The organism is Paenibacillus sp. O199 (genome assembly GCF_001636635.1).
Lineage (GTDB): Bacteria > Bacillota > Bacilli > Paenibacillales > Paenibacillaceae > Paenibacillus > Paenibacillus marchantiae.
Window position 1 is genome coordinate 1 of sequence record NZ_LGRP01000001.1, and the last position, 22,069, is coordinate 22,069.

Annotated in this window: 21 protein-coding genes; 10 read left to right on the forward strand and 11 right to left on the reverse strand. The window is 40.7% G+C overall.

Annotated features, from left to right (window positions below):
- The 3 genes from map to A6049_RS00015 all read right to left on the reverse strand — a co-directional run.
- Window positions 1–706, reverse strand: a 706-nt coding sequence (map, locus tag A6049_RS00005) for a type I methionyl aminopeptidase (RefSeq protein WP_063562623.1), incomplete at its 3' end; no start/stop codon positions are given.
- Window positions 707–733: 27 nt separating this feature from the next.
- Window positions 734–1,456 carry a TetR/AcrR family transcriptional regulator gene (locus A6049_RS00010; RefSeq protein WP_063562624.1) on the reverse strand — a complete coding sequence of 241 codons (723 nt, stop codon included), beginning with the start codon at window positions 1,454–1,456 and terminating at the stop codon, window positions 734–736.
- A gap of 297 nt (window positions 1,457–1,753) precedes the next feature.
- Window positions 1,754–2,464 carry an SDR family NAD(P)-dependent oxidoreductase gene (locus A6049_RS00015; RefSeq protein WP_063562625.1) on the reverse strand — a complete coding sequence of 237 codons (711 nt, stop codon included), beginning with the start codon at window positions 2,462–2,464 and terminating at the stop codon, window positions 1,754–1,756.
- 103 nt (window positions 2,465–2,567) lie between these two features.
- Between A6049_RS00015 and A6049_RS00020 the strand changes: the two genes are divergently transcribed.
- From A6049_RS00020 to A6049_RS00030, 3 genes are all read left to right on the forward strand, one after another.
- The gene (locus A6049_RS00020) at window positions 2,568–2,927 is read left to right on the forward strand and encodes a MerR family transcriptional regulator (protein WP_063562626.1); all 360 of its coding nucleotides are present in this window, start codon (window positions 2,568–2,570) and stop codon (window positions 2,925–2,927) included.
- 227 nt (window positions 2,928–3,154) lie between these two features.
- Entirely contained in the window at window positions 3,155–3,982 is an 828-nt protein-coding gene (locus A6049_RS00025; protein WP_063562627.1) for a helix-turn-helix transcriptional regulator, read from the forward strand.
- A gap of 130 nt (window positions 3,983–4,112) precedes the next feature.
- Window positions 4,113–4,451 (forward strand): cupin domain-containing protein, encoded by a 339-nt coding sequence (locus A6049_RS00030; protein ID WP_063562628.1) that lies wholly within the window; start codon window positions 4,113–4,115, stop codon window positions 4,449–4,451.
- Window positions 4,452–4,583: 132 nt separating this feature from the next.
- On the opposite strand, the gene A6049_RS00035 is transcribed toward A6049_RS00030, so the two are convergent.
- Together A6049_RS00035 and A6049_RS00040 are read right to left on the reverse strand one after the other, a co-directional pair.
- On the reverse strand, window positions 4,584–7,082 hold the full coding sequence (locus tag A6049_RS00035; protein WP_063562629.1) for an FAD-dependent oxidoreductase: 2,499 nt from the start codon (window positions 7,080–7,082) through the stop codon (window positions 4,584–4,586).
- Window positions 7,079–7,393, reverse strand: a complete 315-nt coding sequence (locus tag A6049_RS00040) for an ArsR/SmtB family transcription factor (RefSeq protein ID WP_063562630.1) — start codon at window positions 7,391–7,393, stop codon at window positions 7,079–7,081. The genes A6049_RS00035 and A6049_RS00040 overlap by 4 nt, the downstream gene beginning before the upstream one ends.
- A gap of 714 nt (window positions 7,394–8,107) precedes the next feature.
- On the opposite strand from A6049_RS00040, the gene A6049_RS00045 reads away from it, so the two are divergent.
- The 4 genes from A6049_RS00045 to A6049_RS00065 all read left to right on the forward strand — a co-directional run bounded on the left by A6049_RS00045 (window position 8,108) and on the right by A6049_RS00065 (window position 12,569).
- The gene (locus tag A6049_RS00045) at window positions 8,108–8,716 is read left to right on the forward strand and encodes an RNA polymerase sigma factor (protein ID WP_240321261.1); all 609 of its coding nucleotides are present in this window, start codon (window positions 8,108–8,110) and stop codon (window positions 8,714–8,716) included.
- A complete protein-coding gene (locus A6049_RS00050; RefSeq protein WP_063562632.1) occupies window positions 8,677–9,654 on the forward strand; it encodes a hypothetical protein in 978 nt (325 codons plus the stop codon). The genes A6049_RS00045 and A6049_RS00050 overlap by 40 nt, the downstream gene beginning before the upstream one ends.
- A 709-nt stretch (window positions 9,655–10,363) precedes the next feature.
- Window positions 10,364–10,978, forward strand: a complete 615-nt coding sequence (locus tag A6049_RS00060; protein ID WP_063562634.1) for a TetR/AcrR family transcriptional regulator — start codon at window positions 10,364–10,366, stop codon at window positions 10,976–10,978.
- A 76-nt stretch (window positions 10,979–11,054) separates the two neighbouring features.
- Entirely contained in the window at window positions 11,055–12,569 is a 1,515-nt protein-coding gene (locus A6049_RS00065) for a DHA2 family efflux MFS transporter permease subunit (RefSeq protein ID WP_063562635.1), read from the forward strand.
- A gap of 495 nt (window positions 12,570–13,064) precedes the next feature.
- Here the strand turns inward: A6049_RS00065 and A6049_RS00070 are convergent, their stop codons facing one another.
- From A6049_RS00070 to A6049_RS00080, 3 genes are all read right to left on the reverse strand, one after another.
- Window positions 13,065–13,541, reverse strand: coding sequence for a PTS sugar transporter subunit IIA (locus A6049_RS00070; RefSeq protein WP_063562636.1), 477 nt, complete (start codon window positions 13,539–13,541; stop codon window positions 13,065–13,067).
- Window positions 13,542–13,593: 52 nt separating this feature from the next.
- The gene (locus A6049_RS00075) at window positions 13,594–15,057 is read right to left on the reverse strand and encodes a glycoside hydrolase family 1 protein (RefSeq protein WP_063562637.1); all 1,464 of its coding nucleotides are present in this window, start codon (window positions 15,055–15,057) and stop codon (window positions 13,594–13,596) included.
- Between the two features lie 151 nt (window positions 15,058–15,208).
- The gene (locus A6049_RS00080; protein WP_063562638.1) at window positions 15,209–16,588 is read right to left on the reverse strand and encodes a PTS transporter subunit EIIC; all 1,380 of its coding nucleotides are present in this window, start codon (window positions 16,586–16,588) and stop codon (window positions 15,209–15,211) included.
- Window positions 16,589–16,738: 150 nt separating this feature from the next.
- On the opposite strand from A6049_RS00080, the gene A6049_RS00085 reads away from it, so the two are divergent.
- Complete coding sequence (locus A6049_RS00085; RefSeq protein ID WP_063562639.1) at window positions 16,739–17,731, forward strand: AraC family transcriptional regulator; 993 nt, start codon at window positions 16,739–16,741, stop codon at window positions 17,729–17,731.
- 381 nt (window positions 17,732–18,112) lie between these two features.
- On the opposite strand, the gene arsC is transcribed toward A6049_RS00085, so the two are convergent.
- Genes arsC through A6049_RS00100 form a run of 3 tightly spaced genes read right to left on the reverse strand, consistent with a single transcriptional unit; the run spans window position 18,113 to window position 20,314 of the window.
- Window positions 18,113–18,532, reverse strand: coding sequence for an arsenate reductase (thioredoxin) (gene arsC, locus A6049_RS00090; RefSeq protein WP_063562640.1), 420 nt, complete (start codon window positions 18,530–18,532; stop codon window positions 18,113–18,115).
- A 47-nt stretch (window positions 18,533–18,579) separates the two neighbouring features.
- A complete protein-coding gene (locus tag A6049_RS00095; RefSeq protein WP_063562641.1) occupies window positions 18,580–19,197 on the reverse strand; it encodes an NAD(P)H-dependent oxidoreductase in 618 nt (205 codons plus the stop codon).
- Window positions 19,198–19,216: 19 nt separating this feature from the next.
- Entirely contained in the window at window positions 19,217–20,314 is a 1,098-nt protein-coding gene (locus A6049_RS00100) for a lipocalin-like domain-containing protein (RefSeq protein ID WP_063562642.1), read from the reverse strand.
- Window positions 20,315–20,438: 124 nt separating this feature from the next.
- Between A6049_RS00100 and A6049_RS00105 the strand changes: the two genes are divergently transcribed.
- On the forward strand, window positions 20,439–20,978 hold the full coding sequence (locus A6049_RS00105; protein ID WP_063562643.1) for a TetR/AcrR family transcriptional regulator: 540 nt from the start codon (window positions 20,439–20,441) through the stop codon (window positions 20,976–20,978).
- Between the two features lie 221 nt (window positions 20,979–21,199).
- Window positions 21,200–22,063, forward strand: a complete 864-nt coding sequence (locus tag A6049_RS33845) for a cupredoxin domain-containing protein (protein WP_240321263.1) — start codon at window positions 21,200–21,202, stop codon at window positions 22,061–22,063.
- Window positions 22,064–22,069: the final 6 nt, after the last annotated feature.

The following is a 22,069-nucleotide window of genomic DNA, read 5'->3' on the forward strand; positions in this document are numbered from 1 at the left end:
CGATCGTATGCTCATATTGTGCCGACAACTTGCCGTCGGCCGTTCTCGCCGTCCACTGATCGTCGTCGATCGTGATACGGAACGTTCCTTCGTTGATCATCGGTTCAATCGTAAACACCATGCCTTCTTTTAATCGAATGCCTTTGCCGGCTACGCCGATATGCTCATAGGTCGGTTCCTCATGCAGGCTCCGCCCAATCCCGTGTGCCAACAGATCACGTACCACCGAGTACCCATGCGCTTCCGCATGCTTTTGAATCGCCGACGTTATGTCGCCGAGCCGGCCTCCGGGTATAGCCCGAGCAATTCCCAGATCCAAGCATTCCTTTGTCACCTTCATTAACTTTTGCACTTCCGGCCGAATATTGCCTACCGCATAGCTCACACACGAATCGCCGAACCATCCCCCGTATTCCACGACGATGTCGAGTTTTAGCAAGTCTCCATCCATGATTACCCGTTTCGAAGGAATGCCGTGGGCCACCACATCGTTGATCGAAATGCAGGTTTCGGCGGGGAAGCCATTATAGCCTTTCGTAAACTGCTTGCCACCCAGCTTGGTGATGTGCCTGGCAACAAAATCATTGATTTCTAGTGTGGTGATGCCAGGCTCGATGAGTTTGGTCACCTCGCGGTAACAGTCCGCAACGATTTGGCTCGCCGGCTTCATTTCTTCAATTTCCCTAGGTGATTTTATAATGATCATCTTTTGTATATTCACTCCTTAGGCATCCTATAATTTTAAAAACCCGACGATATCCCCTGCCTCCTCGTGCAGCTTTTCGCGACGCAGCGAAAGCGAGGCGCACCCAACCAAGGCAGCCATCAGCATTTCCGCGCGCTGTAGCCGATACGGCTGCTCCGCCGCGTTTCCGCCGGAAGAAGCATCCTCGTCCGCCGCACGCCCGGTGTCCACCAGCGCAGCAAACGGCGAGAGCACCTCATCTTGAAAAGCAGCCATAAGCTTGGTCGAGCGTGCTTCAGGTAGCGAGGCAAACCCCTCAAGAGCCAGCTTATACAGCAGGTATATGGCGTGGTCCTCCGCCCAAAGCTGCAGCAACTGGACGCTGGCTGCCGCGACGGGGCCAAGTTCTGCGGAAGCGGTCGTTTCGTAGTTTCCGCTTTGGGAATCCGCGACAGCAAAGTTTCCGGTATTCGCCGCAGAAGCAAAGGCGAGGGGCCCATTCGCTGGCTCATCCCCCGAATTCGAAGCGTGTGGGGCTGCTGGTGCTCCCCCTGCCCGCTCCAACGCATCCCACAGCAGATCGTGGAGCAAATCGCCTTTATTACTGTAATAATGGTATACCGTGCCATATCCGAGTCCCGCCTCAATGGCCACATCTCGGATTTCGAGTAAAGACCCTTTATTCAAAAACACATCGGCAGCGGCTTTACGAATTTGCGCCAGGCGCCGCAGCCGGATCTCTTCGTTTTGTTCTTTTGTGCGTGGAGTCATCTCGTCCGCTCACCTCTTTTATTTTTGACCTACTCTTATGTCAATATAAAACATTAGCTTGCAAATAACAAGAATTAGCTGGAGGATTACGGAAAAACAGACATACTAAGCGGGTGCCCCGGCTTAATATGTCTGTTACTTAACGAGTATATAGCTTTACCACAACATAATGACAAAGCCTTTTAACACTTCGTTCTTGTCCTTCCAAATTAATTCGCGCCATTTTACCCCTTTGATTAGCCGTTGAATGTTACTCTAACCAAAATACATTTGGATACCATTGCTTTGCAGATGGGATTACCAGGCGTACACGCCTTGCTCATTCAAGAATTCGCCGTTATGATGTTTGCCATCTGTCGCATAACCCACGATAATCGCAGCAGCTGCCTCTTTTGATTTACCGCCTTCAGCATTTCCGTTGAGGTCTGTTGATGTGAATCCAGGCGTTACCGCAAATACTTGAGCCCTGCTGCTTTTAAGTTCATAAGCCATCGAAACTGTCATAGCATTGTTGGCCGTTTTGGATGAGTTATAATCGAATGCGTTTAAAGCAAATCCAGCATTTTGCATATGATCCAGAGAAGCCATGTCGGTCGATACATTAACGATTGTGCCTTCGTTATCTTTGATTAACGGGAACAAACGCTGGTTCAGACGAAAGGTTCCGAAAAAGTTGACTTCAAAAGCGCTCCTCAGATTCTCTTCTTTGGTATCCGTAAAAGAACGGGCGAAAGCACCCGGCATACCCGCATTATTGATCAAAAGTGTTAAGTACGGATAATCCTTGGCAATCAAATCGGCTGCCCTTTCGATAGTTTCCAAGTCACTCATGTCAATTTGCACAAATTCTATGTCTAACCCCTCAGAAGTTAACTCGGTAACAGCCGCTTCGCCCCGTTCAACGCTGCGTGCACCAAGGACGACTTTCCAGCCGGCTTGTCCTAACTGCTTAACGATTTCGAATCCGATTCCTTTATTTGCTCCAGTTACAAAAGCGGTCTTCTTCATGTGAATCCTCTTTTCTCTAATTTGATTTCATTAACAATACATAAGTTACTATGCTAAACTTAGTGTAGGTCAACTATAAATTTTGATAAAAAAGAGGGTTAACATGTTAACGATTGGAGAAGTAGCGAAGAAAGTCGATATCGCTATCGGGGCGATACGCTTTTACGAAAGAAAGGGCCTGTTGAAGCCTGCTGCGCGAAGTGAGCAGAATAACCGTCTTTACACGGAAGATGATCTGAACTGGCTGGTTTTTATCAAATGTCTTCGCGAAACCGGGATGAGTGTGGAGGATATCAAAACGTATTATGACAAAGTAAATGAAGGAACCTCGACTCTGCCGGAAAGAACCAAACTGATTCAAGATCAAAGGCAAAAGTTGCTGGAAGATATCGAGGAGAAAAAAGCGCAGCTCGTTCATTTGGATCACAAACTGGAGCGCTATTATCGCGGAGAAAATTATTAAGATAAGTCTTTTCCTAAAGACAAAACTTTTGAATTTCATGTAATTAGAACGTTGAACCCAAAAAAGGCAGACGATCACGTTTGATCGTCTGCCTTCTTCATTTTATTTAGCTATAGTTCGCATAAGCTAAAGTTTCAACATCGATGAAACTATTGTTTAAATAGGTTGACAATGAGAATTGTTATCAATAATGTGGAGTGAGTTACTATCGAAATGAGGTACACAACGTGAAAATAGATGTGAATCAGTTAGCAGAACATTTTGCACACATTCCTTTTCAAGTAGAGGGAATATATAGATATGCTACGAATCCAGGAGTGAATCACGCTGACTATACCGACTCTTTTCCTGGATTTGTGTTTCCCCTTACAGGAAAGATACAATTTCAATTTAATGGAACACCTTATATTCTTTCGCCAGGAAAAGTGGTGCATGGTGGTGCAAAAATGAAATTGAATGAAAAAACGTTTGATAACTCCAACTGGGAATATATCCTTGTTTTATACCGTATATGTAGCTCAGAACTAGAAGAGTCAAGCTTTTCCCATCAGCATTTTGAATTATCAACGGGACAATCCCCACGTCTTATCGAATTAATTATGCAGCTTTGGCATGTGTATAATCAGCGTGGAGGCATTTCAAAATTTCAGACTGAAATGCTGTTTCGCGATGTGCTGAACGAAGCCTTAATAAGTGTGTCGAATAGGCAAATGAGTAGTGAATCACATACTTTATTCGAACGGGTATCTAATTATATTCATGAATACTACTATCATGGCCTTACCATAACATCGCTCGCAGAACAATATAACGTTAATCGAAATCGACTTTCTTACGTATTCAAAAAACATGCAGGGATGGGCCCGGCAGAATATCTATTAAAATACCGTATAAACATGGCACAAAAAATGCTATTTACAAGTGATGTGCCAGTACAGCAAATTGCACAAGCGGTTGGAATTGCTGACCCTTTTTATTTTAGTAAAGTGTTCAAGAAACAATTTGGTTTTTCTCCTACTGAATATCGACGGAAGTTCATCAATAATCCATCCTAACTTCAACAGGCATCCATTTTAAAGCGAAAATTAAATCAGTATACTTATGGCAGACCAAGAAAAACATCATCATGTCTTGAGTTGCGTATGCAGCATTATATCGAAGGTGAAAAAATAAGGAGGGCTTACTATCCATTATCAAGCGATTAAACTAAGCGAGGAACTATCTAAAATAAAAGATAATTGGTCACCCCAATTAATTGGTGAAATGAATGACTATCAATTTAAAATTGTTAAGATTGCTGGCGATTATGAATGGCATGTTCATCCCGAAACCGATAAGTTATTTTTCGTGATTGAAGGCAAGATGATCATTGATTTTCGTGATGGTCAGGTGAGGATTTCCAAGGATGAGATGTTTATTGTCCCGAGGGGACTTGAGATCAAACCCTCCGCCGAAAAGGAATGTCATATCATGTTGATGGAACCTAAAAGTGAAGGAAACACTGGCGGGACTGAGTCCGCATAAATACCCTACTACGTTTCATCGAACGGACATTGTAATAAACGAATCTAAGCCCCTTCAGCAATGAAGGGGCTTTTGCTTTTTAAGATAACACATGTCACTAAACAGTTGAATGGTTTTATTAACAAACCGATTTTAAATAAATAGATTATGATTTGCATGAGCTGCCTGCCCCAGATAGTAGCCCACTCCACCGATGTTAACCGAATCCATTAATTCTTCACGCTGAATCCCCATTAAATCCATGGACATCTGGCAAGCGACAAACTCAACTCCCTGCGCAGTTGCGGTCTGCATCAGTTCTTCCAGAGAAGCAACATTATTATTCTTCATAATGCCTCGAATAATCTTTGGGCCAACTCCAAGCATATTCATTTTGGACATGCCTAGCTTGTGGCTGCCGCGCGGTAACATCATGTCAAACATGCGGCCAATCATTGTTTTGGATACAGGCTGTGGCTGATGCTTACGGATAATATTCAATCCCCAGAAAGTGAAGAACATGGTTACTTTACGTCCACTTGCTGCTGCCCCATTTGCAATAATAAGAGAAGCAATCGCTTTATCTAGATCACCACTGAAGACAACCAGCGTGCTCGCAGGCTCCTCTTTAGGAGTTTCCATAGCTGACGATGCGGTCTGCGCAGTATTTTTGGCAATTACAGCTTCAATAGTACCGCTTTGGGATCGTTCCAAGTGTAGAAGTGAGGAACCAGACATCGTTGCCCATGCTTTCACATCTTCATAAAATCCTGGATCGGAAGCTTTCACCCGTAGAGTCTCTCCATTCGATAGTTGATCCATTTTCTGCTTGAGTTGTATCAGCGGACCGGGACAACTTAAACCGCACACGTTCAACTCATTATCAATACGCTGTGGCTCTGTAAAGATTGGATTGGAGAGCTCTGCTTCCTTTACAGCATGTTTCGGATTGTTGTTCTGACCCTGTCCATCATTATTATCATGGTTTCCGGTAGAAATTGGAGCAGGCCGAAATTGTGCTTGGCGGTATGTTTTATAACCTCCACTCAGATTTTTCACATTAAAGCCATGCTGACGCAAAATCTGCGAAGCTGTATATCCACGCAGACCAACCTGGCAGTATACCCAAATATCTTTGGTTGAGTCTAATTCATCTAATCGCTGACGAAGCTCATCCACTGAAATATTTATGGAGTCCGGAATATTCCCATTGCGATGCTCCAGCTCACTGCGTACATCCAGCAATATCGACTGCTCCGGCTGGCGTTCAGTTAGCTGATCATAGGTGAACGTTTCAACACGTCCAGCCGTAATATTTTCAGCTGCATAACCAGCCATATTAACTGGATCTTTCGCAGAGGAATACGGTGGCGCGTAACTCAACTCAAGCTCTGATAAATCACTGATGTGACCCCCAAAATGAATGGCTACAGCTATGTCATCAATCCGTTTATCCACACCGTCATAACCAATTGCTTGTGCACCTAAAATTTTACCTACCGGAGTAAACAGCAGTTTAAGAGTAATCGCGCTGGAACCCGGATAATACGATGCATGAGATGCAGGATGCACAATTACAGTTCGATAATCGATGCCGAGACGTTTTAGTGTTTTCTCATTACTACCTGTAGTTGCTCCGGTCATTCCAAACACTTTAATAATTGCCGTTCCTTGTGTTCCTTTGTAGATGGAACTTAGTCCGGCGATTTGATCTGCAACAATTCGTCCCTGTTTGTTGGCAGGTCCAGCAAGCGGAATAGCTGTCTTTGTGCCATGAATGGTTTCAGTTACTTCGATGGCATCGCCAACAGCATAGATATGTGGCACACTGCTTTCGAGTGCTTCGTTGACCATAATATGTCCACGTGTTCCTAGGGAAACTCCGCTATTTCTCAGAAAAGCTGTATCTGGAGTTACTCCTATCGCAAGAATAATTAGGTCAGCTGTCAGAACACGACCATCTGCAAGCTCAACACCAATTCCCTGCTCAAGTGCCTGAAAGCTCTGAACCCGCTGGGAAAACAACAGCTTCACCCCATTTTGCTCCATTTCCTGTGCCAATGCTGCTGCCAACTCAGCATCAAATGGTGTGAGCAGCTGACCATTACCCTCTACCAACGTTACATCTAATCCGGCTTCCTTCAAATTTTCCGCCATTTCAACACCAATAAATCCCCCGCCTATAACAATCGATGATATGTTGTTAGAAGAACTTATTTGTTCCTTGATGCGATCAATATCTGGAATGCTGCGCACTGTATAAATCAGTGGATTATCCGTACCCGGCAGATCGGGAATAATTGGCTTGGCACCTGGTGACAAAATCAATTCGTCATAGCTTTCTTCATATTGACCGCGCTCCTGGCTTTGTACCTGAACTGTACGAGTATGCGGATCAATAGCGACGACCTCACTTCGTGTACGCACATCAATATTAAATCGATCGACCATACCTTTGGGAGTTTGTACTAGCAAACGCTCTCGATCCTCGATCGAGCCACCAATATAATAAGGTAAGCCGCAATTGGCAAACGATATATAGGGTCCTTTTTCAAATATGATAATTTCGGCATGTTCATCCAGGCGGCGCAGACGGGCAGCTGCTGATGCACCACCCGCTACTCCGCCCACAATCAGTACTTTTTTACTCATGATTTACAATCTTCCTCTCCAAACAAAATAGGTATCATCTGTTCAATCCGTTGGTCGGCAAGCACGTAATTTACTTCAAGGCCATTGCGCTCAGTCGTTACAATACCTGCATTGCGTAGCTTCTGCAAATGCTGGGACACTGTTGATTGGGGAAGGTCTAGACACTCCTGCATATATGAAACATTACATTTCTTTTTTCGCATCAACCCGCGCACAATGCACAGACGAATTGGATGAGATAGAGCTTTCAGTAGATTAGCAGGTTCATCGAACTGTTTTAAATTAGTGCTATCAAAAGCTTCTGTATTCAAAAATACCCCTCCTGAATCGTTATATCGTAATATTACGATATTTGAATTGGGATGTCAAAATATTTTCATCTTATGCTCATGGCCCTATAAAATTTTAACCAACAAATTTATAAGGCAGCTGAACGTATTCAATCAATAATCAATTAAGTAAAGTATTTCTTTTAATATGTTAATCCTAAAATTAATACCTGAGGATACATAAAAATATTCCTTATATCTAGAAGCTGATTTCCCCCTCTTACTCTCCCCAATCTGTTAGTCACATCTAACATATAGGGGTTTATTTAATACGTCCACTTCAAAAATCGGTGCGTTCTTCCATGTCGCCCCCTACTTCTCTTCTAACTAAGTCGACCTTCATTAAAACAACAATCCCAACAGTTTTATCGAGTTTTAGTCCCAGCTAGTGTAATTCAGTTTAAGTAACAATTCTCGAATGAAAACATATCAATCACGTTTACTATGTCCCATCAATATGTTATATAACACCCATGGCTAAAATAAACATCTCCATACTAAATCCGATCATACTAATAGAATGGCTTCTCTCCACAATGTGTCGTCCTCTGTTTATATGACTTAAGCCGCTCGGCTTATACACGAATTTAACGTTTTTTCCCCACTAAAATCTAGAATAAATATAAGAAAACAAAATCATTTTTCGGAGGCACTTTTCTTTGTCTTCAAGTGTTATAGGGATAAAAGGTCAAGGAGGTGTTGGCATCGCCGCAGGAATACATTAACTCAGAAGAAGTGGAAACGCTTATCTCCAACATTCAACAAGGAAATACAAACGAATATGAAGCGATCATCAAGATATTTCAACAGCCGATTTTCCGCTATTGCTACCGTTTGCTGGGCAACAGACAAGACGCTGAAGACGCCGTACAGGATGTATTGGTCAAAGCCTATCAATCGTTGCATCAATACAAGAAAGAGAATCATTTTTCGGCTTGGCTGTATCGGATCGCCTATCATCATTGCCTGAATCTGCTGCGAAGACGCCGTATTTATCTTAATGTATTGAAGATTATTTCCTTAGAATCCGTTGTAATAAGCTACGAACAGGAGCTGGATAATATATTGTACAAGCCTCTATGGGCTGCAGCACTGTCTCGATTATCACTGGAGGAACGAAACTTGCTTATACTTCGGGTGTTTGAAGACAAGACTTTCGCGGAGATCGGCACCATTTTGAAGGTCAACCCTAATGCGCTTGTAAAGAGAATGAAACGGATCCAGCAGAAGATTCGGAAATCCATGAAATTGAAGGAGGAATTCGTTTGGAACGAAACAGAGTTGCCCATGAATACCAAGATTTAAAACAAGCATTGAGCAACGAGAGGATGCCTGAAATCGACGTCACCTGCCAGGTAATGCGCAGAATCTCTTTAATTGAAAGCCGCCGTCATTCGGTCTTGAAAAAAACAACGAGAAGCACAGTTGCAATGGGTGGTATGCTCGCCCTCATTTTGCTAATCTCAGTCAGCGCTTATGCCGCTTCGGAATACATCCAGCTCTTTACTCGTGACGGGGTCGTTAAGGTCCAACATGTTGCTTCGGATGAACCTGCTACTGGCACGGCAAACGTATATGATTATTCTGCTGCCCAGGTACAGGACTTTGCTAAGCCGGGGGAATTAATCGCTTTTTTTGTGAAAAGCGACAGAATTTCAGAAATTACAGAGCTTGGACTACGTTTTGAGTATAAAGAACAGCAAATAACTTCGTACTCCGACTTCTTGAAGGAAATCAAACGTACAGGAGCTCCTAACCTGCCTCTAACCGCCATGGGCTATTCCTTCGAGTACGGAAAGATAAACCCAAAGTTTCCAACAATTGATGTGCAAAAGAAAGACTCCTATTACCAGAAAGTATATAGTGATCTTAGAGTTCAAGCTGCCAAATCTTCTTCAGGGCAAAAGGTGTTCATGAAGACCGTACCATGGTCAGAGCCTTTAAGCATTAGCGGAATATATTCAAAAGGAAAGGCCCATATCGGAATTTCTGTCATCCTCATGAATGGAGGAAATATGGTTGTAGAGCAGGAGAAAGAGAATTCAACGGACAAAATTTTAGTCGCCGGAACGGAAGTTGTCTATAACAATATGAAAAAAAATGCCGTAAGTTATCATTACCTAAACTGGTACAATGAAGAGCAAGATGCATATTACACACTTTCCAGCTTTGGGGACAAAGAATTAACCAAAGCACAATTTTTACAATTGGCCGGAGAGTTACTAAGAAAAGGAACATCATAAGAAAGCCGATAAACACACAGAAGCTGTTGTGTTTATCGGCTTTTTTAACTACCCTTATATTATGAATGAATAATTCCCAATCTTCGGAATCAATATAAAATTAAAGACCTGATAAGAAAGAACGTACACAAAACACCCAGCAATAAAAACATCATTGCTGACTGACGTTCATTCTTCCACAATCGAATTGTATTAGCAATATTTAAAATTACCAATGCAAGCATATTAATTCTAGTATTCATTTCAATAAAATTAATACACAATAGAATAAATACCACTATCCCTACAAAAAGAAACCATATCGGTATATTCTTACTAAGCCGTTTAATCATTTCATTCCCCTTCTAAAATTAATATTCTATCTCTAATAGGGTATTCTTCAACTTTATTGAAATACCTTTATAATTTCAATAAAGTAGGAATCGTAAACGTCCACGCTAGTCACGGAAATGCGGGCTTTAATCCCCACTCGTAGCCGTTAACTCATACTCCTGCTCAATGTGGGAATAGCCGATTATTGCGGTGTTTCCAGTTCCAAGGTTGAATTTTTATACGAAACGTCGGATTCCGAGCCCATGCATCATGAGGTGCCTTTTCCACATATGACACTGTGTCATTTTTATTGTTGACTTGTGACACAAGTGTCATATATAATTCATTAATCAGCAATTGTGACACGGTGTCACTTATTAGGATTGGAGGATCATATTTGCCCAAAAAAACATTTTTTCACTTATCGAAAGATAAACAGGACACGTTAATTCAATGTGCTAAAAGGGAATTTTCTCGAGTTCCATTACACGAAGCATCTATTGCCAATATCATCAAAGACGCGGGGATCTCTAGAGGAAGTTTTTATCAATACTTTGAGGAAAAAGAGGATCTGTATTATTACCTGTTGAACCAGTCCTCACAAAAAAATAGTGACCGATTTATCGCAGCTTTAAAGGAGAACAACGGAGATATATTCGAAGCTTTTATCGATTCATTTCAATTTATGATTCAGAATCACACCAATCAAGAACACAAAAACTTTTTTAGAAATGCCTTTTTAAATATGAATTATAAAACGGAAAAAACATTTACGAAGAACATTTATGAAGAAAATCGGGATAGCCATCTTTTACCTATCATTGGGTTAATGAATACGGAAACTTTAAATATACAAGGGGACCGAGAATTGCAGCATATTTTAAAAATCATTATAGCTGTAACCTTTGATAACCTTATTCAAATATTCGTAAAAGATTTAACCTATGATGAAGCTTTAAAAAATTATGGTGAGCAGATGGAACTGCTGAAAAAAGGATTTAAAAAAATTTAAATAAATAGATGTTTATACACAAATATTTAAACGACTAAGGGATTAAATGAAGTGTAAAAAAGGAGAAAAGACATATATGGATTCAGCTTTACAAGAAAAAAAACCACCCTATTTAATGATTGCGATTCTTTTTATTGGTGCATTTGTTTCATTTCTAAATAACTCGCTCTTAAATGTAGCGCTGCCATCCATCATGGTGGATTTGAACATTAAAGATTATTCCACGATCCAGTGGCTTTCTACTGGCTATATGCTGGTCAGTGGTATATTGATTCCGGCGTCAGCATTTTTATTAACACGTTTCTCCAATAGAAGTTTGTTTATTACTTCCATGACCATCTTCACTTTAGGTACGGCCATAGCAGCCGTTGCACCAAACTTTGGCATATTGCTTACAGGAAGAATGGTTCAAGCAGCAGGCTCTTCAGTAATGGGACCACTGTTAATGAATATTATGCTGGTAAGTTTCCCACGCGAAAAACGCGGAACAGCAATGGGTATTTTCGGATTAGTTATGATTACAGCCCCTGCAATCGGGCCAACATTATCAGGTTTCATTGTAGAATATTATGACTGGCGCTTGCTTTTCGAAATGATTTTACCGTTAGCCGTCATTAGTTTACTATTAGGGATTTGGAAATCCAAAAATATAATGCAGCAAAACAAAAATGCAACACTGGACTATTTCTCGATCATATTATCTTCCATTGGTTTTGGTGGTTTGTTATATGGGTTTAGTTCTGCAAGTTCAGATGGCTGGACAGATCAAGTTGTCTTAATCACTTTAATCGTCGGAGCTATTGCTCTGATCTCCTTCGTTGTCCGTCAATTGAAAATGGAGACGCCATTATTGGATTTACGGGTTTACAAGTATCCGATGTTTGCCCTTGGCTCTGTTATTGCGATTGTAAACGCAGTGGCGATGTTCTCCGGAATGATTTTAACACCGGCATACGTACAAAACGTAAGAGGTATTACACCACTTGATTCAGGTTTAATGATGTTGCCTGGTGCGATAATCATGGGGATTATGTCACCTATTACAGGTAGACTATTTGATAAATACGGCCCACGTGTTCTTGGCGTAATCGGACTTACGATTACAGCGATCTCAACGTACATGTTGGCAAACCTACAAATCGACTCGACTCACACTTATATTATCCTTGTGTACACTCTGCGTATGTTTGGTATGGCAATGGTGATGATGCCTATTATGACAAACGGCCTAAATCAATTGCCAACACGCTTAAATCCACATGGTACAGCTGTCAACAATACAGCTCAGCAAGTGTCCGGTTCGATTGGTACGGCTATTCTGATTACGATTATGAACTCGGTGACAAAAACAAAAGCTGAAGATTTAATGACTGGTGTTGATCCAACAACTTTGACAGCAGCCAATAAAGCTTTATTAACCCAAGAAGCGTTACTAGCCGGAATTCAATATTCATTCTATATCGCACTTGGAATTAACATTGTTGCATTAATATTAGTTTTCTTCATTAAACGTGCGGAAGTAAGTGATGAACCTGTCGAGGCTTTAAAAAATCAGCAGGGTAACACTAAAACTAAAACCGCAGTAAATTAATTAAAAGCATTTGATCAAAAAAAATACAGACAATATCAAAGAAATATAATAACTAGGGGCCTACTATCTTAAGGATAGCAGGCTCCATTTTCTTTTCTCTAAACTTACATGTTATGTATGTTTTCAATCCAATAGACCGGGTATATATTCATCAATGATTTGTTCATTGGGGAGGTTAGATAAATATGTTTATGGAATTAACCATCAAACTAGTGATTAGCTTTTTTGGGCTACGGGCCATCACTTTTATTACAGGTAGAAAAACCGAACGATCATTAGAAATATGATATAAAAACTTACTTTCCCCTCCTCTACCTAAAGAGCTTCATCAAGTCCATGCTTGTCCTATTAGTATTATGGAGAACCACATCATTTAACCACTAAACGATAAGAAACCTTTAGCCGTTTAATAGGCTACAGGTTTCTTAAACTTAAAAAATGTTTGGATTACTTCTTAAGAAAGTATAATTCCTTGTAGAGAGTTTTTCTTGGGTTTCAATACTTAACCTCAATCATCAAGTCTGCTCCCTTGCCTAAAACCTGTACCTCTTTCACTATTTCTTGGCCGTTTGGAACAATAACTGGACTCAATAGTTCATATCCAGCCTTCTTGATTAAAGGAATATCAAACTCAAGCAGCACTTGACCTTGTACGACACGATCTCCGGTTTGTACATGAGCAGTAAATCCTTCACCTTTTAAAGATACCGTGTTCATGCCGACATGAATTAGAATTTGAACACCAGAATCGTGCTCAAGAATGAGTGCATGCTTGCTCTTCTCCATGATATGGGCAATCTTACCCGAAAATGGCGCTGTCACTTTTCCTTCGGAAGGTTCAACTGCAAATCCGTCGCCCAACGCTCTGCTGGAAAAAGCTTCGTCTTCTACCTCATCCAAAGAACGAGTTGTACCTTGAATTGGGGAAAAAATCTCCAGTGTATGTTCTTGTTTTCTTTTAAATCCAAACATGTTGTTTCCTCTTTTCCTTAGCAGAAGTCTGCCTCTAATCCCATTACTGTCTTCAATCTTCTAAATGCTCACCGTTACTTTTGATACAATTTTGATACCAATAAAATGAATCCTTTTTATACCGTTTATTCGTACCCTGTCCACGGTCATCCCGGTCAACGTAGATTACACCGTAACGCTTCCTCATTTCGATCGTACCACAGGAAACAATATCAATAATCCCCCACATCGTGTAGCCGATTAATTCAACTCCATCAATAATAGCCTCTTTCATTTGTTTGAAATGTTCCTTGAGATAGTCAATTCGGTAAGAATCATGAATTTCGCCTTCATTCAATTCATCAAGGGCACCTATTCCATTTTCCGCAATGAAGATGGGCAGTTGATAACGATCGTACATTTGGTTTAAAGAAACCCTCAGACCAATCGGGTCAATTTGCCAGCCCCAATCACTTGCTTTTAGATACGGATTTTTGTTTCCTGTCACTAGGTTCCCGCCGGTTCGATCCCAGTTTTTATCGGTTGTCGCTACCATGGACATATAGTAAGAAAAACTCAGGAAATCAACAGTGTATTCCCGCAAAATATTATCGTCATCCGCTTCTTTATGGATATTGATGTCGTTGTCATTAAAGTAACGTTCCATATAAGCGGGATACTTGCCTCGCGCCATAATATCCGTATAAAAATAGTTGGCATATTGTTCATCTAAAATAGACTGCATTACGTCTTCCGGCTTACAGGTCGCAGGATAAGTCGTGAAACGGGCAATCATGCCGCCTACCTTAGAGCCCGGGATGATCTCGTGTGCCAGCTTAACGGTTAGGGCATTCGCTATGAATTGGTGATGTAGACATTGGTAAATTGCATTTTCATAGTCTTCTTCCTGATCTTTTATCAAGCACACACCGTTATAGGGGTTAAACTTGCCGGCATTGATCTCATTGAATGGCAGCCAATAATCCACCCGATCTCCCAGTCTTTCGAACAGCACTCTGGCATATCGCAAGTAAAATTCGATGGTTTGCCGGTTTTTCCAGCCGCCGTATTTCGTAACCAAGTTAACCGGAATATTGTAATGCAGGATTGTGGCAAAGACTTTCATTCCTCTTTTGCGACATTCATCAAACAAATCAATGTAAAACTGTATCCCTGTCTCATTGGGCTCTGCATCATCACCGTTAGGGAAGATCCGAGCCCAGTTAATGGATGTCCGGAAGATTTTCAATCCTAATTCTTCCATCAATCTTAAATCCTCTTTATAGTTGCTGTAAAAATCAATTCCCCAGCGAAATGGGTAATGAGTCATATCTTTGTCCAATAATGCTTGCTTGAACCGCTCACCAGTCATGTTGATGTTACGATGATGGTCACGCTCCTCTTTGGTCCAGTTGCTGTCAAAATAACGCAAGTCTTGGGTATCCAAACCTTTTCCGCCCACGTCATAGGCACCGTCCGCTTGGGATGCTGAAATTGCCCCGCCCCATAAGAAATCTTCCGAAAATCCTGTTCTCATATTCATATCCTCCAATCAATATTTACATTTTTCTATTTTTAAATGGGGTTTAATCAGAACCCTCATCCTTATCATATAAAGACTTAAGGTGATGGAACAATGTCAAAAGATCAAATAAAAATAACAAAAAGTAAGATTGTAATTCTAATGTTTAGTGTTTAGATTTTTTCAACAGTACGGTTGTTAAGAAGTAGGACAGGATAAAACTGATGATAGCGCCGATAATGGCATACACAAGATTCATCGCATGATTTGGATCTGCAAAAATGGGTAGAGTCAGTAATCCAGTCGGAGCAAGCGCCAGTCTCTTAACTCCCATAAGGCCAACAAACAATCCACTAATTCCTCCGGCAACCAGTACGGCATAAAATGGTTTTTTCAGCTTGAGATTCACCCCGTAAATGGCAGGCTCTGTTACGCCGAGGAGAGCGGTAAAAGCCGCGGAGTTAGCCAATACTTTAAAATCCGGATCATTCTTGACGTGTCTGGCCACCGCAAATGCAGCTGCGCCTTGTGCAACGTTAGCCACCAGAAATCCGGCGCCAATCATATCGAACCCATAGGTTGTAATGGATTGAATGACAATGGGTATGGTAACAGCGTAATGCATACCCAGCATGATAAATACCGGCCCGAAAATACCAAAAATGAAAGGTAAAATCCACATGAGATGGTTATTCAAAAAATTGATTCCCACTGCAACATATGTTCCAACGATGTTACCTAGTGGAGCTATAAAAATTAGGGCAACCGGTGCCATTACAAGTAAAGTGATTAACGGTTTCATAAAGAAACGAACTGATTTTGGGGTTACCCGATCCGCAAACCGTTCAACATAAGAAGCAGCCCAAATCACCAAAATAATCGGGATAACGGATGAACCATAGCTTACCAAGGATACGGGTATCCCCAAAAAGTAAACAGGGTCTTTGGCTTCTACCATAGCCACAAAACTCGGGTGTAATAGAACGCCGCCTAAGGACACAGCCATCATTGGATTCATCTTAAATTTGTTTGCTGCCGAGAATGCCAGCATAACCGGCAGGAAATAAAAAGCCGCATCTGTAACAAAGTTAAGAATGGCATAGGTTTGTGTTTCTTTGGACATAAGATGAGTCATCGTTACAATGATGAGAAGCGTTTTGAGCATTGCAGCCCCAGTGATAGCAGGCAGTATGGGCGTGAAAATCCCAGAAATCGTACCCAACAAACGCGAAATGACAGACTCTTTTCTTGCAGAGACGTTTGAATCTTCGGTTTTGATCTCTTCCTGGTCAGAAGTGTTATCGCTTAACAATGGAACGATCTCATTGTATATTCGCGCCACCTCTTGTCCTACGATAACCTGGAACTGTCCACCACTGTTAACCACACCAAGGACACCAGGAATCGCCTTCATCTTCTCTTGATCTACCTTAGCAGAATCTTGGAGTGTAAAACGTAATCTTGTAGCGCAATGCGTTAACTGGTTGACATTCTCTCTGCCCCCGATTTCTTTTATGATGTTACTTCCTGTACGCTTGTAGTCCATATCTTCTTCCCCCTATTCCCTGACTTAATATCACTTTTCAATTTGTGGAAAATGTATGACCAGTGATACACTTAAATTGTAAAAGGCTTTGGAAGCGGTAACAATATCATAAAGAAAGCTATACTATATCAAAAGGTAAGGTTGAGTGATATGGACTATAACCAATTGGATTTTTTTCTAAAATCATACACCGATAGTGAAAAAAAGTATTTGGCTAATCCGGATGCGGTAAGCCCGATCTACCAAGATATGATTCAGGTAGATGTCCGGGGGCATATGGTCTATCGCTTTAAACCTCTAAATGTCATTGAAACCGGAATCGCCATTAGTAAGGACTCTCGCTTTACTAGCGTTCCTCTTTACGTTCATACCAATGTCAATATGAACTATATATACTCAGGAGAATGCACGTATGTGGTGGATGATAAAACCATAACGTTAAAGGAGGGTGATGTTTGTGTTTTTGATAAAGACGTTATTCGTATGAAGAACAAGATCGGGGAAAACGATCTTGTCATCAATATCAGTATGAGTGACCAATTTTTATCAAGTAATTTCCTCAGCCGATTAGCTAAACAAAGCATTGTATCCAACCTAATCCTTTCAGCCATATCCAACAGTCAAAATCATGATAACTTTCTGATCTTCCGTACTAAAGGTAACCATAAAATTAAACGTTTGTTTGCCGATTTGCTTTGTGAGTATTATGACTTGCGTATGTACTCAAGTGAGATTATCAATTCGTATCTGGTGATTATTTTTACAGAACTACTGCGTATATATCAGGATGATTCCGAAAATCAGAAAATTCAGTTATCCAACGATTCTTCAGGCAATATAGTGGATATCCTGCGTTATATTGAAAAGGAATATTTGAACTGCACCTTAACGTCATTATCCAAACAGTTTGGTTATCATCCGAAATACCTTTCTTATCTTATCAAGGAAAAATCGGGAAAGAATTTCAAAGAACTTCAGGTTTCTTTGAAATTGAAGTTAGCTTGTTATTACTTGGCTAATACTTCATTATCGATTCAAGAAATTGCAGAGAAGGTTCAAATCAGCAACCTGAATTCGTTTTATCAAAAATTCGGAGTGACTTACAATATGACGCCAAAAGCTTATCGCCAGACGCATAGTTAACCGATTTGGAGAGAAACGTATGAGACCAGATCATTAGCTATCATCTATGCATCCTATTCTTCCCCATGAATTTAAAATGTAATAAAAAAGCCGCTGATCTGTTCAGACCAGCGGTGGTACCTTTTGCTTTTTGCGTTATGTTTAACAGCAGTTTGAACCCCCATTAATGACTCGCGTTAATCTCTTGCCACCACATCATTCTCTCGACTTCAGTCCACTTCTTTAAACTGTCATAACTAACGGCTTCTTTGGGTTCCCACGGTATAATCACGGTGTGGTTATTCGAACCTTTCTAAATCTTCTTAATCCATTCCCGCTCAGCTATTGCTCCCTCTAAGTATTGGATCCATAATGTTAAGTTGCAGGAAAGCTCTGTTTGTGTTATCTGCCTGTTTCAGCGAACGTCTTCATGCGCTCCCCAATCTGGTCACGAACCTTTTGGAATACAGCCCATCTCTCTTCTTCTGTACCTTGTGCTTTCGTGGGATCATCGAATCCCCAGTGTTCTCGCTTCACTTGTGGAGGGGTTTTTGGACATTTATCTGCCGCATCCCCGCATAATGTGACGACGAAATCTGCACTGTTCAGTAGCTCGGAGTTAATGATGTCCGAAGTTTGGCTTGAAATATCGATACCTACTTCGTTCATCGCTTCCACTGCTTTTGGATTCAAACCGTGTGCTTCGATTCCTGCGCTATAAATGTTCCAGTCCTCACTCAGGTATTTCTTAGCCCAACCTTCAGCCATTTGGCTCCGACACGAGTTGCCTGTGCATAGGAAATAAAGTGTTTTTTTGCTCATGTTCATCATCATTACTTGCAATTTGCAAATAAATTTCGAGTTATCGACTAGAATGATGCAAAGCGCTTCTCTGTTTTTTCTAATGCTTTCGTTCTAACTTCTAGTTTACGACCATCCATACCAGCATAGTTATACCATTTCAACTTGTGAAACCCCATTTTCCGAAATGTACCACGAAATAGTATTTTAGTTATGGGATTACCAAATATCCATCTATAGAAGAACCCTGGAGTGGCCATTACTGTTAATAGCGATACTCCCTTAAGCTTTTTTAACTGGCTAACAAAGGGCCTACCTTTTTTAGGTTCCTCATAAATGATTCCTTTGGCAAACACTTTATCCAAAAAGCCTTTCGTTGATGCAGGCATCGCTTCCCACCATATTGGGAAAATAAAGATTATATGATCCGCTGCAAGCAATCTTTTTTGATAATCTTTTACCAGAGGATCAAGGGTTTTCTTTTGTCTCCACGCCGAGAGTTCTGCCCCTGACATCACAGGATTAAATCCATCTGCGTGCAAGTCAATGAGATCTACATTGTGTCCACTGGATTGAAGGCCTCTAGTAACCGAAGCCAATAATGCTGCTGAATAGCTTCTATGATGAGGAACATTCTCAGAAGAATTAGCTGTGTAAGGATGGTCAAATATAATAAGCACTTTCATAGGACTCTTTTCCCTCCTGTTATTCACAAATAATAGCGTCTTTGATGTTGCTAAAGAACATCTGTTCCCAGAGACCTTCCTGCTGATGTACCTCTTGCTTCCCATTCTCATTGACGGTCAACTTAACTGTCCCTATACTACGAACGTATGTTGGATTTATTTTCAAGACTTTTACAGCCACACGCATCGGTAAAGAAAGCTTCATGCCCTCCAATAGAGAACTTGCAACGATATCCGCTTCCCGATGATACTCAATTTGATAAGAAGTGTTATTGCCAGAGGACTGAATAAATTTCAATTGGTTATCCATGAATTTCTTTGTAAAGGGATGCTTAATCGTATCCGTTCGTTCTATCCTCGTGTTCTCCTCACGATCTTCCAGAATCACACCATCTTTAGCAATCATGATGATAGGCATGCGTGTATAACCATACTTTTTCTCCGCAATGATATCGCAAGATATCACGGTATACGGTCCAATATTAGCACGGCACCAGTACCAATGGTTGATGAGCTTGTTCATTTCTGCGTTTCCCCAATTATGATCGTGATATCCGTTACCAACTAATTCACGGCGTTGTCCATTTACAGTAAGTACGGCCTCCAGATCGGCAGAAGGCTGGGAAACGAACCATGCAAAGAAGTCCTTTTGTTTTTCTCCAAAAAATATATGTCCTGTTTTAGGTCTCCACATGGGCACGATAGATTTCATGGTACAGCGATATTCAATGTCATCGTCAACGAAATGGATTATATAATCCCCATTGGAGTATTGGATACTACTTCTATCAATTTTCACATCACATGTTTCTTTGGAAGCGCGGATTGTACTACCTTTCTCTTCGGATATTTTTTTCGAAATGTTTCTACCATCCGGCATCGTCAGATCAAACCTTATTGTTGGGCATGCCTCACCTTTGAGGTCGAACTCATACTTCGTGTAGAACACGACTACAATCTTAGTACCATCTGTAAATTCGGCGTCAAAATACCACCACTCATAACTACCTGCTTGTCCATCTGTTCTCATACCATCTTCCCAATTGGCAGGTTCTTTCGTAATCCCTAATCTTTTGTAATCTTCATTGGTATGTGCTAAAGTCACTACCTTGTTCATCCTAAATTCCTCCGCATCCCATTAGTGTCACACTTGTGTAACTTGTTGGGTTCGATTATAATTGGATGTCTATAAAGCAGTCAATACGTGTGACAGAGGTTACACATTAGAGGTGATTTGTGACATGTCTACTCGCGTTAATCCTATTGCTCAACGATCAAAGAAATGGTTATGTGATGCTTTAATTGAACTTTTACAGGAAAAACCCTATAGCGCAATCACGATAACAGAGATGTGTGATAAAGCCGGTCTAGTAAGAAAAACCTTTTACCGCAACTTCACATCCAAGGAATCTGTACTCGTCGAAATCATTGATTTAATGTTTCAGGATTTTTTTGAATATATTTGTGATCAAAACTTAGGGCCTCATGAAATGCCCCTTGCCTATTTCACATTTTGGGAGAAACATAACGTTTTTCTGCACATTTTAATCGAAAATCAATTATTTGGACTTCTTAACGACCAATACGTTCTTTACTTGGAAGCGATGGAGCATATCATAGGTACTAAGCATGAGTACCAGAGCGAAATAGAAAAAGATTATATGAGAACGATGGTGGCTGCGGGGTTATGGAGCATATTAAAAAAGTGGATAATACGCGGTTGTACGGAGTCAAAAGAAGAAATGGCCAAAATGACACTTGATTTTTTTGATATAGAGTGAAACTTATATTTAGGTTAGACCATACTCAGAAAGAGATATCAACAAAATGTCAATTTATCTTCATACTATTACGACAATCCTTTGACTTGTCTGTGACAATAGTCACGTTCTTATGATAATTCTGATATATTAGTACATGAGTGAGATGAATGATCTTGATCGTAATGTTATGAGTAGATAACTACCATCATTACTGTATGGATATTAGGAGGAATAAGATTGTGTTATTAGCGATATTAAGTATAGTTATGGTCGTACTGTTTACAGCATTCATTGTTCTTAAAACGTATAAGCGAAAAGAAAAACTCACAGATATGCCTGGCATGATGATCGCTATGACCATTGGCATGATGTCCAGCCTTGTACTTGGTGTACAATTAGGCATTGTGTTTCCTCGTGATCTAACAGTCCCATCCATTGCCGCCATATTGTTTGGCTTAGGAGCCGGATACTTCACAGGCAAACCTATCAGTATATTGGCAACTTTGGATGGTATGTTGGCAGGAATCATGGGTGGCATGATGGGCGCAATGCTCGGGGTAATGATTGGTCCTTCCTATATCATGATGATATTTGTTGATATCCTATTCATTTTTATTTTGAGCGTTGCTCTTCAATTGTCGAATCAAGAAACGGATACTAGCGCTAAAACAAATAAAAGTGGAATTGGTGTGCCGTTTATTGGAGGTATACTCACTGTAGCTTTTGGAATTGTAGCTGTGGGTGCAACGTTATTTTACCAATTCCAACCGAATGATACATCGGCAATTAAATCACAAGAATCACAGAGTGAGCAAGCTAATTCTGTTCAAGAAAATTCAGGATATCAGATTGTTTCTGTCGACGTAAAATCAGATGGTTTTAGTCAAGAAAATATTAAAGTAAAAGCTGGCGTTCCGACGAAAATAAATTTTATAAAACATTCAGGTTATACATGTATAAGAAGTGTTCAGTCTAAAGATTTAGGAATAGATGTTTATCTTGAAAAAGGAGACAACTTCATTACCCTAAAAGATCTGAAACCTGGAACGTACAACTTCAATTGTGGCATGTACATGTATTATGGAACGATCACCGTAGTATAAGCGAGA